This is a genomic window from Streptococcus sp. CF8_St5-11 (assembly GCF_024295625.1).
Taxonomy (GTDB): Bacteria; Bacillota; Bacilli; order Lactobacillales; family Streptococcaceae; genus Streptococcus.
This window is the reverse complement of record NZ_JANCOJ010000002.1, coordinates 286337-301819: the sequence shown is the minus strand read 5'-3', so window position 1 is coordinate 301819 and position 15483 is coordinate 286337. Positions and strand designations below refer to the sequence as shown.

At 43.2% G+C, this 15483-nt stretch carries 16 protein-coding genes; 1 reads left to right on the top strand and 15 read right to left on the bottom strand.

From position 1 onward, the window contains the following. Nucleotides 1-18: 18 nt before the first annotated feature. The 5 genes from NMM13_RS05190 to NMM13_RS05170 all read right to left on the bottom strand — a co-directional run bounded on the left by NMM13_RS05190 (nt 19) and on the right by NMM13_RS05170 (nt 4624). On the bottom strand, nt 19-1401 hold the full coding sequence (locus NMM13_RS05190; RefSeq protein WP_254734758.1) for a polysaccharide deacetylase family protein: 1383 nt from the start codon (nt 1399-1401) through the stop codon (nt 19-21). 110 nt (nt 1402-1511) lie between these two features. Continuing rightward, nucleotides 1512-1892 carry a VOC family protein gene (locus NMM13_RS05185; protein WP_023917784.1) on the bottom strand — a complete coding sequence of 127 codons (381 nt, stop codon included), beginning with the start codon at nt 1890-1892 and terminating at the stop codon, nt 1512-1514. 32 nt (nt 1893-1924) lie between these two features. Then, nucleotides 1925-3283 carry a cell wall metabolism sensor histidine kinase WalK gene (locus tag NMM13_RS05180; RefSeq protein ID WP_254727769.1) on the bottom strand — a complete coding sequence of 453 codons (1359 nt, stop codon included), beginning with the start codon at nt 3281-3283 and terminating at the stop codon, nt 1925-1927. Next, nucleotides 3267-3947: a response regulator transcription factor gene (locus NMM13_RS05175; RefSeq protein WP_003003305.1), complete on the bottom strand. Its 681-nt coding sequence runs from the start codon at nt 3945-3947 to the stop codon at nt 3267-3269. Before NMM13_RS05175 ends, NMM13_RS05180 begins: the two co-directional genes overlap by 17 nt. A 134-nt stretch (nt 3948-4081) precedes the next feature. Continuing rightward, the gene (locus tag NMM13_RS05170; RefSeq protein ID WP_254727771.1) at nt 4082-4624 is read right to left on the bottom strand and encodes a hypothetical protein; all 543 of its coding nucleotides are present in this window, start codon (nt 4622-4624) and stop codon (nt 4082-4084) included. Between the two features lie 205 nt (nt 4625-4829). Here NMM13_RS05170 and NMM13_RS05165 point away from each other — a divergent pair, with 205 nt between their 5' ends. Then, nucleotides 4830-5363, top strand: coding sequence for a biotin transporter BioY (locus tag NMM13_RS05165; protein WP_118228284.1), 534 nt, complete (start codon nt 4830-4832; stop codon nt 5361-5363). Between the two features lie 56 nt (nt 5364-5419). Here the strand turns inward: NMM13_RS05165 and NMM13_RS05160 are convergent, their stop codons facing one another. From NMM13_RS05160 to NMM13_RS05115, 10 genes are all read right to left on the bottom strand, one after another. Next, the gene (locus NMM13_RS05160) at nt 5420-7963 is read right to left on the bottom strand and encodes a M1 family metallopeptidase (protein ID WP_254727773.1); all 2544 of its coding nucleotides are present in this window, start codon (nt 7961-7963) and stop codon (nt 5420-5422) included. Nucleotides 7964-8093: 130 nt separating this feature from the next. Next, nucleotides 8094-8747, bottom strand: a complete 654-nt coding sequence (gene phoU / locus NMM13_RS05155) for a phosphate signaling complex protein PhoU (protein ID WP_003006603.1) — start codon at nt 8745-8747, stop codon at nt 8094-8096. A gap of 12 nt (nt 8748-8759) precedes the next feature. Continuing rightward, nucleotides 8760-9518 (bottom strand): phosphate ABC transporter ATP-binding protein PstB, encoded by a 759-nt coding sequence (gene pstB, locus NMM13_RS05150; protein ID WP_003003393.1) that lies wholly within the window; start codon nt 9516-9518, stop codon nt 8760-8762. A 29-nt stretch (nt 9519-9547) separates the two neighbouring features. Continuing rightward, nucleotides 9548-10351: a phosphate ABC transporter ATP-binding protein PstB gene (pstB, locus tag NMM13_RS05145; RefSeq protein WP_003006600.1), complete on the bottom strand. Its 804-nt coding sequence runs from the start codon at nt 10349-10351 to the stop codon at nt 9548-9550. A 10-nt stretch (nt 10352-10361) separates the two neighbouring features. Continuing rightward, nucleotides 10362-11246 carry a phosphate ABC transporter permease PstA gene (gene pstA / locus NMM13_RS05140; RefSeq protein ID WP_070660270.1) on the bottom strand — a complete coding sequence of 295 codons (885 nt, stop codon included), beginning with the start codon at nt 11244-11246 and terminating at the stop codon, nt 10362-10364. Continuing rightward, nucleotides 11236-12147 (bottom strand): phosphate ABC transporter permease subunit PstC, encoded by a 912-nt coding sequence (pstC, locus tag NMM13_RS05135; RefSeq protein ID WP_049483388.1) that lies wholly within the window; start codon nt 12145-12147, stop codon nt 11236-11238. Before pstC ends, pstA begins: the two co-directional genes overlap by 11 nt. 16 nt (nt 12148-12163) lie before the next feature. Further along, complete coding sequence (locus tag NMM13_RS05130) at nt 12164-13030, bottom strand: phosphate ABC transporter substrate-binding protein PstS family protein (protein WP_049518365.1); 867 nt, start codon at nt 13028-13030, stop codon at nt 12164-12166. A 107-nt stretch (nt 13031-13137) separates the two neighbouring features. After that, a complete protein-coding gene (locus NMM13_RS05125) occupies nt 13138-14442 on the bottom strand; it encodes an RsmF rRNA methyltransferase first C-terminal domain-containing protein (protein WP_254727775.1) in 1305 nt (434 codons plus the stop codon). Next, complete coding sequence (locus NMM13_RS05120; protein WP_254727777.1) at nt 14443-15213, bottom strand: inositol monophosphatase family protein; 771 nt, start codon at nt 15211-15213, stop codon at nt 14443-14445. After that, entirely contained in the window at nt 15203-15481 is a 279-nt protein-coding gene (locus NMM13_RS05115; protein WP_003003480.1) for a UPF0223 family protein, read from the bottom strand. The genes NMM13_RS05120 and NMM13_RS05115 overlap by 11 nt, the downstream gene beginning before the upstream one ends. Between the last annotated feature and the right edge of the window lie 2 nt (nt 15482-15483).

The following is a 15483-nucleotide window of genomic DNA, read 5'->3' as shown; positions in this document are numbered from 1 at the left end:
CTGCAGAGGATTTTTTAGTTAATTTCCATTGTAATAAATGCGATGACTTTCAAGTTGATAATCCAACAATTCATCTACCGTTACAAAGGTATAGCCTTGTGATTTAAGGTAGTCAAGGACGGTCGGAAGAGCATCAATCGTGGTTTGATGGATATCATGCATGAGGATAATCGAACCCGGTTTGACTTCTTTTTTCACTTCATTGAGAATAGCCGTCGTATTATGAGTTTTCCAATCCAGGCTATCCACATCCCACATGATGAAGGACTGGTCTACACTGTATTGGATGGCGTTATTGATGGCTCCATACGGAGGACGCGTGATCTTAGTTTGAACGCCTGTCGCTTTTTGAATAGCTTCTTGGGTATCCAAGATCTCTTTTTTGGCATTATCCAAGCTCAATTTTGGCAATTGAGGATGATCCCAGGTATGGTTCCCGATTTGATGACCTTCTTTGCGGACTTGCTTAGCAATATCAGGATTCGCACTGACATTTTTTCCGACCATAAAGAAGGTAGCTTTAGCATTGTATTTCTTCAAGATAGCCAGTGCCTGAGGAGTCGTCGTTGGATCCGGTCCATCATCAAAGGTCAGGGCAATCATCTTACGATGGCGTTCTTCAATATAGGATTGGTAAGAAGCTAAATCATCAGGAAGCAAGCGCTCTGTATCAATCACGTCATAGAATTTAGATAAGGGAACAGTAAAGGTATCGTCTCCTTTAACCTTGTTTGGAAATGGAATGGTGAAATTCCCTTTTTCATATTGGAATTCCCATTGGCTCAAGTCCAACTCTGAGAAGTGGGCAACCATTTGATCAATGCTTTCCTCATCTAGCTGACGAAAGGCTAGATTCCCTCGTAGTTCCTCCAAAAAGATCTGCTTGGCTCCATCTGGATCCGCAAAAACCTGACTCAGGGTCAGAGGATTGTTCTCATCATCCAAGTAAAAGAGGGGCAACTTCACCGTCTCATCTTTGATGAATTTCCCTTTTTTGTACTGGTATTCAGCCCGTTTGATTTGGATAGGATGATAACCAACAAAAGGTGCTTCTGCTTCTTCACTATGGTAGAAGGTCAGATGCTTAGGCTCTTTGGTTTTCTCATCGGTTCCTAGACGCTGAAGGTCTTCTTGGATCTTCTCTTTAATAATCTCAACAGGCTGTCCATCCTTTGTAGGATAAAAAGCGGTCACATAAGAAGTTCCTAAAATTCCTTCCTGAACCTGAACATCTTTCCCTTTTTCAGAGCTTTTCTCGAGTTGGGTAACCTTAGCAAACTGATCCTGATAGGCTTTTTGTTCACGAAGCCTTTGAATCTTTTGATACCCGATATACAAAAGACTCAGAAAAAGGAGATTTATAATGATTAATAAAATAGTTTTCGTGTGTTTGAATCTCATTACTTTATTATAGCAAATTTCTCTCGAAAAAGCATTCCTTTTTTGTAAATGGTTTCATAGAAAAGAGGCCGACTGTCGTCGCCGACAACGGCCCTAATTTTTAATCACTCTTATTTTTCGCGAATGACTTCTACCTTATAACCATCTGGATCTACAACGAAATAGTAATTCGGCTGTGTTCCTGGAAGACCTTTTGGTTCCGTCACTTCATAGCCTTTAGCCTTGTGTTCAGCATTCAAACCTTCTAGATCAGGAGTACTCAAGGCAACGTGAGCATAGCCATCTCCGATCACATAGGGACCATGATCGTAATTGTAGGTCAATTCTAACTCATAGTCATCTCCAGGCAGGCCTAAGTACACGATAGTAAACTTGTAGTCTGGGAAATCTTTCCGACGTTTTTCTTCAAAACCAAATGCATCTTGGTAAAAAGCGATTGATTTTTCTAAGTTTTCCACACGAAGGCAAGTGTGTAACATTTTTGAACTCATAGGTATTCCTCTTTTCTATTTTTAAAAAATTATCAACGATTTTTTTTACGACTTTCCGTCTTGACGGATAATTTCACTTCAAAGATGGTCCCTTTGGGTTTATTATCTTTGACTTGGATGGTTCCTTTGAAGGATTCTACAATCTGCTTAGCAAGGGATAACCCTAAACCAAATCCACCTTTTTGACGGGTTCTGGCCTTGTCCACGCGGTAAAAACGATCAAAGATCCGTTTCTTATCCTCATCTCGAATCCCTGGACCATTATCCAGCACCCTCAAAAGAAGATTTTTATCCTTCAACTGGACTTCAAACTGGATCTCGCCATCTTCATCGGTATATTTCAAGGCATTATCATAGAGAATGGTCATCAATTGCTTGAGGAGCGTTCTATCAGAACAAATGACTTTGTCCACCTGATTGTCTCCTCGGAAGATTTTGTCATTTTCTTCCGCAATGATCTCAAAATTCGAGAAGGTCTGATCGAAAAAGCTTGGTTCGATGTCTTCCATCTCTGGCTTCAAGCCATCATCTCTTCGGGCGATATTGAGAAGGTTGGTGGTCAAGAGCTTCATATTTCGAACTTCATCTAAGCTAGATGCAATGCTCTCGCTCGATTCCATAATGGTCGCTTCAGGCTTTCTAAAAAGCGTTTCGAGGCGATTTTGTAAGACTGCTAGAGGCGTCCGCAACTCATGAGAAGCATTTTCTACAAAAGACTTTTGCTTTTGCATACTCTCAAGCAGCGGCTTAACGCTGAGACGGGCAAGGAAGAGACTCGCAAACAAGGAGATTCCCCAGAAGCAAATCATGACAAGAGCGATCTGGCTTTCATGTTCCTCACTGGTCTGCTCTAGCTGACTAATATTGGTCATGATGACCGCATACTTGATATTACTTTCATCTTCATCATCAGATAGACTCAACTCTGCCATATAGGCCCGATAACTTTCTTTTTTCCCATAGCTATTGGTAATTTGAAGCTGAGAAACCTTATTGAGAAGTTTTCGGCCAAACGTCACTGTTTTAAAGTTTAGAAACCCGTTACCAGTTGTCAAGTTTTCGTATTTTTTATTGAGCAAAACAACAGTGGTATTCGATGTGACATCTCCTTTAGGTTCTGATTTGTCATGGTCAGGTAACATCATCCCATGATCGTTATCATCATCTTTATTAGTTGATTGTCGCTGATCTCGATAAGCAATAGCTACAAGTGAGTATGGATCCTGACTGAGAGTCCTGAGGTTCTCATCGACGGTTGTATAGAGACTCGAGCGCATGACCTGAATAATAATTAAGGTCATGGCTGAGAATATCAAGGTGAAGAGACCAAAATATCGGATGAAGTAAGAAAAGTCATCTTCTCCGACTGTTTTCTTAATCCTTGTTAGCATCTTTTAAGATATACCCCACACTGCGTAATGTTTGCAAGCTCTCAACAAAATCTGTTCCTTTTAATTTCTTACGGATTTTTGAAACATAGACTTCAACCACTGAGATGGTTGTGTCACTATCAAAGCCCCAGAGACGATCGAAGATCTGGGTCTTTGGAAGGATGACATTTTGGTTTTGAAGGAAATAGACCAAAAGATCAAATTCCTTCCCAAGAAGTTCTACTTCCTTATCGTCCACGTAAGTCGAATTAGTGGATAAATTAACCTTTAAATTGCCATAATTGAGGGTATTTTCATTGACCTTCCCTGAACGCTTCAAGAGAGCTTGAATCCGCATCTTAAGCTCTTCAAGATAGAAAGGCTTAGTGAGGTAATCGTCTGCTCCTAGCTCAAATCCATGCCCTTTGTCATCCAGACTTTCTTTAGCTGTCATGATCAAAACAGGGGTTGTCACGCCTTTTTCACGCAACTCTTTTAAGACATGGAATCCGTCTTTTTCAGGAAGCATGAGGTCCAGCAGAATCAAATCATAGATACCGCTCTCTGCTTCGTAAAGACCTTCTTCTCCGTCAAAGACCTGCATGACGTCCGCAAAATCATCTAAAAAATCAAATACTGAATTTGATAAACCAAGGTCATCTTCGACCAATAGAATTTTAATCATCGTGGCTTCCTCTTCTCTTTCCTGAGTGAGTCTTTCTAATCTATTCTTAATCATTATAACACGACTTTACTTCATTTCCTATAGTTTCGAATCTTGTTTTACTAGCAAATTCAGTCTGCCTGAGGAAGATTATTTTATGAGTTTGTCGTGTTTTCCTTGTTACTTTGACTGTCACTTGTCTTGTTTTTATTCTTCGCTTTCTTTTTGTTGGACTTGTTAGAGGAATCCTGGTGCCCTTCTTGTTGTCCGCCAAATTGGTTCATGCCATTTTCTGGACCATTTCCTTGAGGGCCACCATTGCCTTCCTGTGGCATCTGACCAGGACCACCGCCTTGTGGACCACCATTTCCTTGGCCACCACCTTGAGGACCACCGCCTTGAGGACCGCCGTCCTGTAGGCCACCATTTTGCTGGTTTCCTTGTGAAGCATGGCCATTTTGACTATTTTGTTGCTGATTGGTTCCTTGGTTTTGACCCGTTTGAACCGGTTGAGAAAATTGTTGGTTATTAGAAGATTGTGAAGCGATGACACCGACACCAAAGCCACTTCCAGCACCGACCAACAATCCACCAACTGCTGCTATGCCAATCCACCACTTAGGACTTCGTTTTAGGACAACCATTTTTTCTTTGGATTCTTGCGTTTCGACTACTTGTTTTGTTTCTTTTTGATTCATCTTTTTACCTTTTATCTTTTTGTACAAGTACTTGTCTTTTAAAATTTAAAGGGAGCTCGATCCTTTAGTAAGGCGATTATACTTCAGGAGTCTTAAGCCTGCCTAAATTTTTACTTAAAAAATCCTAAAACAAGCGTGGGCTATTGACAGGATGAACCCCTTATTGTAGAATAGTTACCATAAAATAAATACGAGGTTAACTGTTATGAAGAAAATCTTTCCCTTAGTTCTCATCTCCATTGGAGTGGCCATGATCTCCGTCCTATCTCAATTCACCATTCCCTTTGGTCCAATTCCTTTGACCCTGCAGACACTCATGATCGGGATCATCGGGACCATCTATAAACCCAGCCATGCCTTTGTCACAGTCTGTCTCTACCTACTTTTAGGCTTCTTAGGTTTTCCAATATTTGCCGGCGGTGCTGGTGGCGCTTCGCATTTCCTTGGTCCTACTGCTGGTTTCCTCCTCTTCTTCCCATTCCGAGCATGGATCACGTCTCTGTTCACGAGTGCTAAATCCAGCCTTGTCACTATCTTTTTGGCCAATCTCCTCAGTAGTGCTCTCCTCTTTGTGTCAGGAGCTATCGGCTTTATGCTGGTCACGCATACCGATCTCCAAAAAGCATTTACTTTGGTCGTCGCTCCCTTTATCCTTGCTGACCTCATCAAACTGGTCATCATCACGATCACCAGCAAGGCAATTTTTGCCAGCCTCAAACACCACTGGTATTTCAAATAAGATACAAAGTCCACTAAAAAATCGATACAGAAATTTCTGTACCGATTTTTTTAAATCTATTTTGTCGCAAGGATAGCGGCTTCTACTGCTGCTTTTTCCCGTTGGATTAAATCCACACGTGCTGCGATTTCCTTGATTCCCATGCTGATGTTTCGGCTGATAGCCATATCAGACAATTGTGGTTCAAAGAAAGCTTTGAATTCTGCTAAGCGCTCTGCTGTTTTGAAGGTATTGGCTGGGTAAATGACAAACTTGTCAAAGCTCATGTCTCCGCCAAGAGCTGCTTTGACCCATTCCCAATTTTCACGCGCCCAAGTCCAGGCAGATTCTTGGGTGAACTCATGGTGTAAGAAGGTGAAATACCAACTCATTGCCAAGTCTTGTGGTTTCACAACATCCTTGTTCTTCCACTCTGTCAAAATCTTTTCAACAGTGTCTGCATCGGTTGTATAAGCCAGAGCTGTAGACAATTGACGCTTGAAGTTGCCATCTGTCGCTTGGGCATAAGTGTTCAAGTACAAATCAGTCAATTCTTTGTTTTCATGGTGTTTGATTTGGTTAATCAAGATTTGCAAACGAATAGCGGCTGGAAGCTTGCTGATATCCTCTGCATGGGCTGCATAGATTTCACTTGCTTTGGCGCTTGCTTTGGCATCGTCTCCCTTGATCATATTTGAAATAACCAATTGACGAACCATTTCATCTTCATCCGCTTCTCCGGCTTTTGGTTCAAAACCAAGGCGTTCAAAGTTGAATTGGTTGAAGGTCACGAGCAACTTCTTATAAGCTGCTTCTACTTCCGTCCCTTCATCCACAAAGAGGCTGAGCCCTTGAAGAATTGATGAAACTGCAGATACAACCAAATAAGACGTTTCTTGGGTCAATTTCTCGATGACTGGCAAGAGACTTGCATAAGAGATGACACCACTTTCTGCCAAGAGACGGCGTTCTTGAAGGATTTGTTGCTTGCTCAAGTTATCCAAGGAAGCCATGTTGTCTACAATCGCATCCAAGAGCTCTCCTTGGTAATCGGTAATGTAGTGGGCTGTATTTTCCGTATTGAAACGAAGCGATTCACTATTTGCAGCAGCAAGGGCAGCATAACCTGGGATTTCAAGGGTTTCTGTTTCAAGTGTATCTGGAATACCAGACCAGTTGCTGTTCAATGGCACCACCCATTGACGGCCTTGGTCTTCATGTTCTCCGATGAAGAATTGTTTTTGGCTGATCTTCAAGGTATCATTTTCTACCACTGCTGTAAGAACTGGATAACCAGGTTGTTCCAACCAAGAATCCATGAAGGCTGCTACATCACGGCCAGATGCATCACCTAGGGCATTCCAAAGGTCACGTCCAATAGTATTGCCGTATTGGTGTTTTTCAAAGTAAGCCTTGAGACCTTTACGGAATGCGTCATCTCCTAACCAGCGACGGAGCATATGCATGAGACGGCTTCCCTTCGCATAGACGATGGCAGGGTCAAAAAGAGTATTGATTTCATCAGGGTGTTTGACTTCCACATGGACAGATTGAACCCCATCGGTTGCATCGCGTTTCAAAGCCAATGGAACACCTGTTGTTTGGAAGTCTTCAAAGATATTCCAGCTTGGTTCGATGGCATTGACAGATACATATTCCATCATGTTGGCAAAGCTTTCATTCAACCAGAGATCATCCCACCATTTCATGGTCACGAGGTTTCCGAACCATTGGTGAGCCAATTCGTGAGCCACCACCAAGGCTACTGTTTGACGGCTTTGGGCCGTAGAGTTTTCATCTACTAGAAGGTAGACTTCACGGTAGGTTACCAAGCCCCAGTTTTCCATCGCTCCTGAAGAGAAGTCTGGAAGGGCGATATGAAGGGATTGAGGGATTGGATACCTCACGCCATAGTAGTCTTCATAAAATTCAATAGCACGAACGGCAATATCCAATGAGAAGTCCAAGTTTTCTAATGGGTGAGCTTTGGTAGAGTAGACACCGACTAGGGTTCCATTCTTGGTCTTAGCTGTCACTCCTTGAAGATCTCCAGCTGCAAAGGCAAGGAGGTAAGAAGACATCCGTGGAGTCGTAGCAAATTTCCAAATTCCTGTTTCTTTGCGGTTTTCCACATCGATTTCAGGCATATTTGAAAGGGCAATTTCACCTTCTTCTTGGTCAAATTTCAAAGAAAGATCGAACGTTGCTTTAGCTTCAGGCTCGTCCACACTTGGAAAAGCTTCACGCGCAAAATGGCTCTCAAACTGAGTTGAGAGGACTTCCTTCTTCACGCCATCAAGGCTGTAGTAAGATGGGTAAATCCCTGTCATATTGTCTGTGATCTTACCAGAATAGGTCAGGGTAACTGTCACTTGACCTGTGCCTTCCAATTCAACATAGACTGCTTCATTGGCATCATCAACCGTAAATGGACGTGCTTGACCTGCTACTTCTACTGTTTCAATGGTCAAATCCTTTTGATGAAGCGAGATCTTGTCCGCCTTGGCTTGACCTGTGATCATCACACGACCGCTAAAGGTCTTAGTTTTACGACTTAAATCCAAAAACACTTCATAATGTTCTGGAACGAATGTTTCTGCAAAATGTGCAACTGCTTGCATAATTTCCTCCTTTAAATGTTTCACGCTTTTCTAATCAAAAGCCCTAATAAAACTATTTTATCACAAAGTTGGGATAAAAGAAAAGACAAGCATGACAATGCCTGTCTGAGATCGAAAAGACTCCATGATCTTACATTTCGATAATTTTACCTGTTTCAAAGTAAACTACCCATTCACAGATATTTTTTGCATAATCTCCGATGCGTTCCAAGAAGTTGATCACTTGGAAATAATCACGTCCCGTCACGATGGACTCTGGATTTTTCCGAATTTCTTCTGTTGCTAATTCTTGGATGCTATCGAAGTAATGGTTGATGACTTCATCTCGTGAAGCAACTTCATAGGCCAAATCCACATCGCCTTTGAGGTAAACATCTAGTGTCGCTTCAACAAAATCTTTGACTTCACGGCCCATCTTGCTGATTTCTTCCTCAACAGATTGGATACGGACTTCCCCTTTCATGCGAATCGTTGCCTTGGCAATCGATACTGCGTGGTCCCCCATCCGCTCCAAGTCAGAAACTGCTTTTAAGACGGTCATCACGACACGAAGGTCTTGTGAAACCGGCTGTTGAAGGGCGATAATCTCAAAAGACTTACGCTCTAGCTTCACTTCGTATTCGTTGATCTCCGCATCATCTTCGATGACCTGACGGGCCAATTCACGGTCATGGGTCACGAAAGCACGAACCGTACGGTTGATCTGACTCAACACTTCATTTCCCATTGCATAAAACTGGTTATGCAACTTCTCTAAATCTTCTTCAAATTGAACTCGTAACATTTTATTTTCTTCCTATCCAAATTTACCAGAGACATAGTCTTCTGTTTCTTTCTTAGCTGGGTTCAAGAACATTTCATTGGTGTCATTGTACTCGATCAAATCGCCATCCAAGAAAAAGGCTGTTTTATCGGAAATCCGACTTGCTTGTTGCATGGAGCGTGTCACCAAGAGCATGGTGTAGCGGTCTTTTAGTCCATACAAGGTTTCTTCAATCTTCCCAGCTGAAATTGGATCCAGCGCTGAAGTTGGCTCATCCAAAAGAATAATCTTTGGACTGGTCGCAAGGACCCGCGCCACACAGACCCGCTGCTGCTGACCACCGGAAAGTCCGATCGCTGAATCATGCAGGCGATCCTTGACTTCATCCCAGATGGACGCGCGTTTCAAAGAGGTTTCAACTGCTTCGTCCAAGACAGCCTTGTCCTTGACACCATTAATCATCAAACCATAGGTCACATTATCATAAATGGACATTGGGAAAGGATTGGGCTGTTGGAAGACCATTCCGATTTCCTTACGCAATTCGACCGTATCGGTCCGTGGTCCGTAGATATTATGTCCATTGTAGAGGATGGTTCCTGTGGTGGTGACCTCATGGTTGAGGTCACCCATGCGGTTAATGGCTTTTAAAAGGGTAGATTTCCCTGATCCTGAAGGACCAATCAAGGCTGTAATCTCCTTTGGAGCAAAGTCCAAGGAGACGCTATTTAGAGCCTTCTTTTTATTGTAATAAACCGACAAGTCCTTGACTTGCAAAATTGGTTCTGTCATTCTATTTTCCTTTTTGTTGTCATTTTACTTTATCCAAAGTGACCCGATACATAATCGTTGGTCGATTGCAATTTCGCATTTTGGAAAATATTCGAAGTCTTATCGTACTCGATGAGGTTCCCAAGGTAGAAGAAACCAGTATAATCGCTAGCACGGGCTGCTTGTTGCATGCTGTGGGTCACGATGACAATGGTATAATCCTTCTTCAACTCAAGCATGGTTTCTTCTAATTGCGCTGTCGCGATCGGATCAAGCGCTGAAGCAGGCTCATCCATGAGTAAGATATCTGGCTTCACAGAGATGGCCCGCGCGATACATAGCCGTTGCTGTTGACCACCTGAAAGTGTCAAGGCTGATTTATGAAGGTCATCCTTGACCTGATCCCATAGGGCTGCCTGTTTCAAAGAAGTTTCGACCAATTCGTCCAAAATCTTCTTGTCTTTCACCCCAGCGCGTTCATGCGGGAAGGTGATGTTTTTATAAATCGATTTGGCGAAAGGATTGGGTCGTTGGAAAACCATCCCAATATGCTTGCGCATTTCATAAACATTGATATCTGGACGATTGACATCGATTCCTTCATACCAAATTTCACCCGTTACACGCGCAATATCAATGGTATCATTCATCCGGTTCAAACTACGAAGGTAGGTTGATTTCCCAGATCCTGAAGGACCGATCAAGGCTGTAATCTTATTCTTTTCAAACTGCATGTCGACGCCTTTTATGGACTCGTTCGTTCCATAATAGACATGCAAATCTTTGGTCGATAGGACCACCTTTTCTTCAGGAAAAGTAATGATGTGTCTCTCATCCCAATTGTATTTTGACATTTCTTCTCCTTTAAGCAGATGTTAGTTTTTTATGGAGGTAACTTCCGAGTTTGCGCGCTCCAAAGTTAAAGATCAAGATAAAGATCAAAAGAACGGCGGCAGAACCGGCTGAAACTTCGATCGAGTCTGGAATGGTTCCTTCACTGTTGACCTTCCAGATATGGACAGCCAAGGTTTCAGCCTGACGGAAGATCGAAATCGGACTGGTCACACTAAAGACATTCCAGTTTGACCAATCAAGGGCTGGAGCCGACTGACCTGCTGTATAGATCAAGGCTGCAGCTTCCCCAAAGATCCGTCCAGAGGCTAAGACAACCCCAGTGATAATACTTGGAAGAGCTTCTGGAACCACGACATGGATCACAGTTTCCCAGCGAGACAAGCCCAGTGCTAGACCTGCTTCGCGCTGTGTATGGTGAACGTGCTGCAAGCTATCTTCGATATTGCGGGTCATCTGTGGCAGGTTAAAGACGGTCAAGGCCAAGGCCCCTGAAATGATCGAAAATCCATATTTGAACTGGACAACGAAGACCAGGTAACCAAAGAGACCTACAACGACAGATGGCAAAGAAGACAAGATCTCAATACAGGTACGAACCAAATTGGTCAAACGACCTTTTTTAGCGTACTCAGAGAGGTAAATCCCAGCTCCAAGAGAAAGTGGGAAGGAAATCACCAAGGTAATGACCAAGAGGAAGAAGGAATTATACAATTGAATTCCGATCCCTCCTCCTGCTTGGTAAGAAGAAGATTTCCCAGTCAAGAAGTGCCAAGATACATGGGGCAAGCCACGGACCAAGATATAAAGGATCAATGAGGCAAGAATCGCAACGATGATCCCTGAAATAGCATACAGCACTCCTGTTGCAATTTTATCCATTCGTTTAGCGTGCATAGTTCTTCTTACCTCTTTCTTTCGTAATCAGTTTAATCACACTGTTAAAGGCAAGACTCATGAGGAGCAATACCAAGGCGAGTGACCAAAGAACATTGTTATTGACCGTACCCATGACGGTATTTCCGATTCCCATGGTCAAAATAGAGGTGAGGGTGGAAGCTGGTGTTGTGAGCGAGGTTGGTACCACTGCCGAGTTTCCGACCACCATCTGGATCGCCAAGGCTTCCCCGAAGGCACGCGCCATTCCAAAGACAACCGCTGTAAAGATTCCTGAGCGGGCTGCCTTGAGCGTGACATGCCAAATCGTTTGCCAGCGTGTCGCACCCATGGCCATACTAGCTTCCCGGTAATGACGGGGAACAGCTCGGAGGCTATCGGTCGTCATAAAGGTGACAGTTGGCAGGATCATAACAAAGAGGACAAAGACCCCTGAGAGAATCCCAAAACCAGTCCCACCAAAGAGACTACGCGTAAATGGGACGACCACTTGAAGGCCAATAAATCCGTAAACAACTGAAGGAATTCCCACTAAGAGCTCAATCGCTGGTTGCAAGAAACGAGCTCCTTTAGGAGAGACTTCTGTCATGAAAACAGCTGCACCAATGGCAAACGGCGTTGCCAAGAGGGCAGAAAGCAAGGTTACAATAAAGGAACCTAGAATCATTGGTAGGGCTCCGAATTCCTTTGCAGCAGGATTCCAAGAGCTCCCAAATAGAAAACTAAAGATATTGACTTTATTGACAAAGAAAGTCGATAAACCTTTTTGGGCCACGAAAATCAAAATCATGGCAACGACGACAACAATCAAACTCATGCATAGAAAAGTAATGGTTCTGCCAAATTTTTCTAGGCGGGAGTTTTTTGATTTCGTCAGCATTTTTTTTGCTACTTCGTTCATTTTTTACCTAATTCTTTTATTTTTTTGTCACATTCCCTTTTAAATCACGGGTAACTTTCATGTCATTGATCGGGATATAACCCATCTTGCCAACAACTTTTTGCTGAACCTCATCGGTCATCATGTAGTCAATGAATTTTTTAGACAACTCATTAGGTTTTCCCTTAGTATACATGTGTTCGTAAGACCAGATTGGCCAGTTATTGTTGACGACATTGGCTTTAGTTGGTTGATAGCCATTAAGCTTCATGGTTTTAACACTGCTATCCAAGTAGGTAAAGGCTAGATAAGAGATGGCTCCTGGCGTCTGAGAAACGATGTTTTTCACCATTCCATTAGAGTCTTGCTCTTGGGCCTGCTTGGGCTGTTTGCCATCCATGATGATGGCATCAAAGACAGCACGGCTACCAGAACCAACCGCTCGGTTCACAATCGTGATTTCAAGATCTGGACCTCCCAATTGCTTCCAGTTGGTATATTCACCCGTAAAGATCTTTCGCAATTGCTCTGTTGTCAAATTATCTACTGAGATATTTTTATTGGCAATGATGGCTGTCCCTGCTACGGCTACCTGGTGATCGACCAGACTAGAAGCATCAATCCCAGATTTTTCCTCTGCAAAAAGGTCACTATTTCCGATATCAACAGCGCCTGATTGAACTTGTGAAAGTCCTGTACCAGAACCTCCTCCTTGTACATTCACAATCTTACCAGGATGTTCTTCAATGTAGCGATCTACTACTCCTTCAACCAAGGGTTGTAAGGCAGTCGATCCGACAGCAGTGATGGATTCTCCGCGATTGATCCAAGACGCACAAGCAGATAAACTTCCTGCTAATGCGATCGTCGCTAGTCCTAGGATCAGCTTTTTAGACTTTTTCAAATCATGTCTCCTTGATATTTCACTATTTCACTTATGATTTTGACAAGTTTTTTTCAAAAAAACCTGTACTTCCACTATATCATAGAACGGGTTCTTTGCCCAGCATTTTACCTAAAACGAAGCCCCTTTGGATAGAAATTTTTCAGGGTCTGTCCGGTCACTTTGGCAAAGCCCAAACCATTGCCTTCAACCAGGACCTGGTACCATCCATTTGGATGCGTTTCCTTTAATTGAACCGTCTCTCCCGCCACATAATGAACAAAGTCTTCAGGCGTGATCGAAACGGTCTCTTTGACCTCACTCGGTTTTAGAGCAAGGCCAAGGGCAAAACTAGGTTCAAATCGATTTTTCTTGAAGGTGCCTAGATGCAAGCCATTTCGGGCGATTTTTACTTTTCGCAAATCTGGTAAACCAAGTGGAACCAAGTAGAGTTCGTCCCCAAAGGTTTCGAGGACACCTTCTAGAGTGATCTTCAAGTGTTTCTTAGCAAACTCCTGCCACCATTTCTTTTGTTCTGCAGATAATTGGTCCTTTTTGGAAGGGATTTTGGCAGGTCGATTCTCTCCTAGATAACGGAACTTAGCAACAAATTGTCCCTCCCCTTTAAAGAGATGAGGATACATGCGCGCCGTTTCTGGATGGTCAATGCCTTCTGCCATACCATTGATCTTCTCGATCGTTTCCAATTCTAGATCAAAATTATCTAAGAGCCAGGATACGATCTCTTCATTTTCCTCAGGAGCCCAGGTACAGGTTGAATAAACCAAGGAACCACCTGGAACCAACATCTTGAGAGCATCCTCTAGAATTTCTCTTTGAAGAAGACTACACTCTCGAGGATATTCGATGGACCAATAGTCCATGGCATCTGGTTGCTTACGGAACATCCCCTCACCTGAACACGGGGCGTCTAGTACAATCAGATCAAAAAAGCCTGAGAAAACTTTGGCCAGACGATCGGCAGACTCATTGGTCACCAGCACATTTCGCGCACCAAAGCGTTCTACATTCTCTACAAGAATTTTCGAACGACCCTTGTGGATTTCATTGGAGACCAAGAGTCCCTGATTGTCCAAATAAGACAAGAGCTGGGTGGTCTTTCCACCAGGAGCTGCGGCCAAGTCTAAGACCTTCATTCCTGGCTTAGGCTGGGCGACCTGGGCCACTATCTGAGCTGCTGGCTCTTGCGAATAGACCAAGCCCGTTGCGTGCTCGATGGATTTTCCTGAGACCTTTCCATAATGTCCCCAAGGGGTATTGGGAATCGGATCATCAAATGCTTTTTGAGTTTCTTTCAAAGGATTAGTCCGAAAGGCCGATACTGCTTCTTGCTCAAAGGTCGCAAAAAAAGCAGCAGCATCCTCACCTAGAAGATGCTGGTATTTTTCTTTAAAACCATTGGGAAAATTCATTTAACTTCTCCCTTTCTTAAGATAGGTTTGAATTTCTGTTAACTTCACTTTTGGAACCATCATAATGGGTTCCACTGACTGGTAATTAGGTTTATCTCCATTTAGATTTAAAACGGTATAGCCCAACTGTTCCCCCATGATCGCAGCTGCGGCATAATCCCAAGGCCAGATATAGCTAAAATAAGCTAGAATCCCACCTGAGAGAATTTTTGAAAAACTAATACCGGCACTTCCGTAGACCCGAATGCCAAGAGAGTCCATACCAAGATCGGCCATGCCCCAGTCATTTTTCTCAAGCATGCCGACATTTGAAGCAATCAAAAGGTTTTCCAGAGGTTGGTCCACAAAGGGCGTCAGTTCAACCTCATTGCGATAAACAGGGAATTCTCCACCCCCGTAAAAAAGGTGATCCCGCATCACATCGTAGATCAGGCCAAACTGACCAATTCCGTCTTCAAAATAGGCCACCATCACCGCAAAATCTTCCTTTTGGGTCACAAAATTATTGGTCCCATCAATAGGATCAATCACCCAAACGGAACCTTCTGAAATTGGGGAACGAAGGCCATCTTCCTCCGCAAAAATCCGATCTTCTGGGTAGCGATGTTTGATTTTTTCAACCAAATCCTTTTGAACCTGTTGGTCCATCTGGGTTACTAAATCTGTCGGCCCAGTTTTTTTTGAGATCATCAAGTCATCATGGAGATGAAGACGCAAGTAGTCTCCAGCCTCTAAAACGATTTGTTTGGCAAACTCTAACTTATTCTTCAAGAGAAAACCATCCTTCCTCTTTTTGCTTTGCAGCCTGGGTCGCACGATAGAGAGAATAACCGCTCACTTCTTCGAACTCCCGTCCGAGACGCTTTTCTTCTCCGATACTAGGTACGACCTTCTTAAAAGCGCGGTAGGCTTCCATGTATTCTTTGGCCTCTACCTTACTTTCATAGGCTTCTTCAACTTTATTGAAAAAAGAAAGCACTGAAGCAAGCTCTTCAGTGCTCCACGATAAGTCCAGTGGGTAACTATAATTTTTTTGCATTC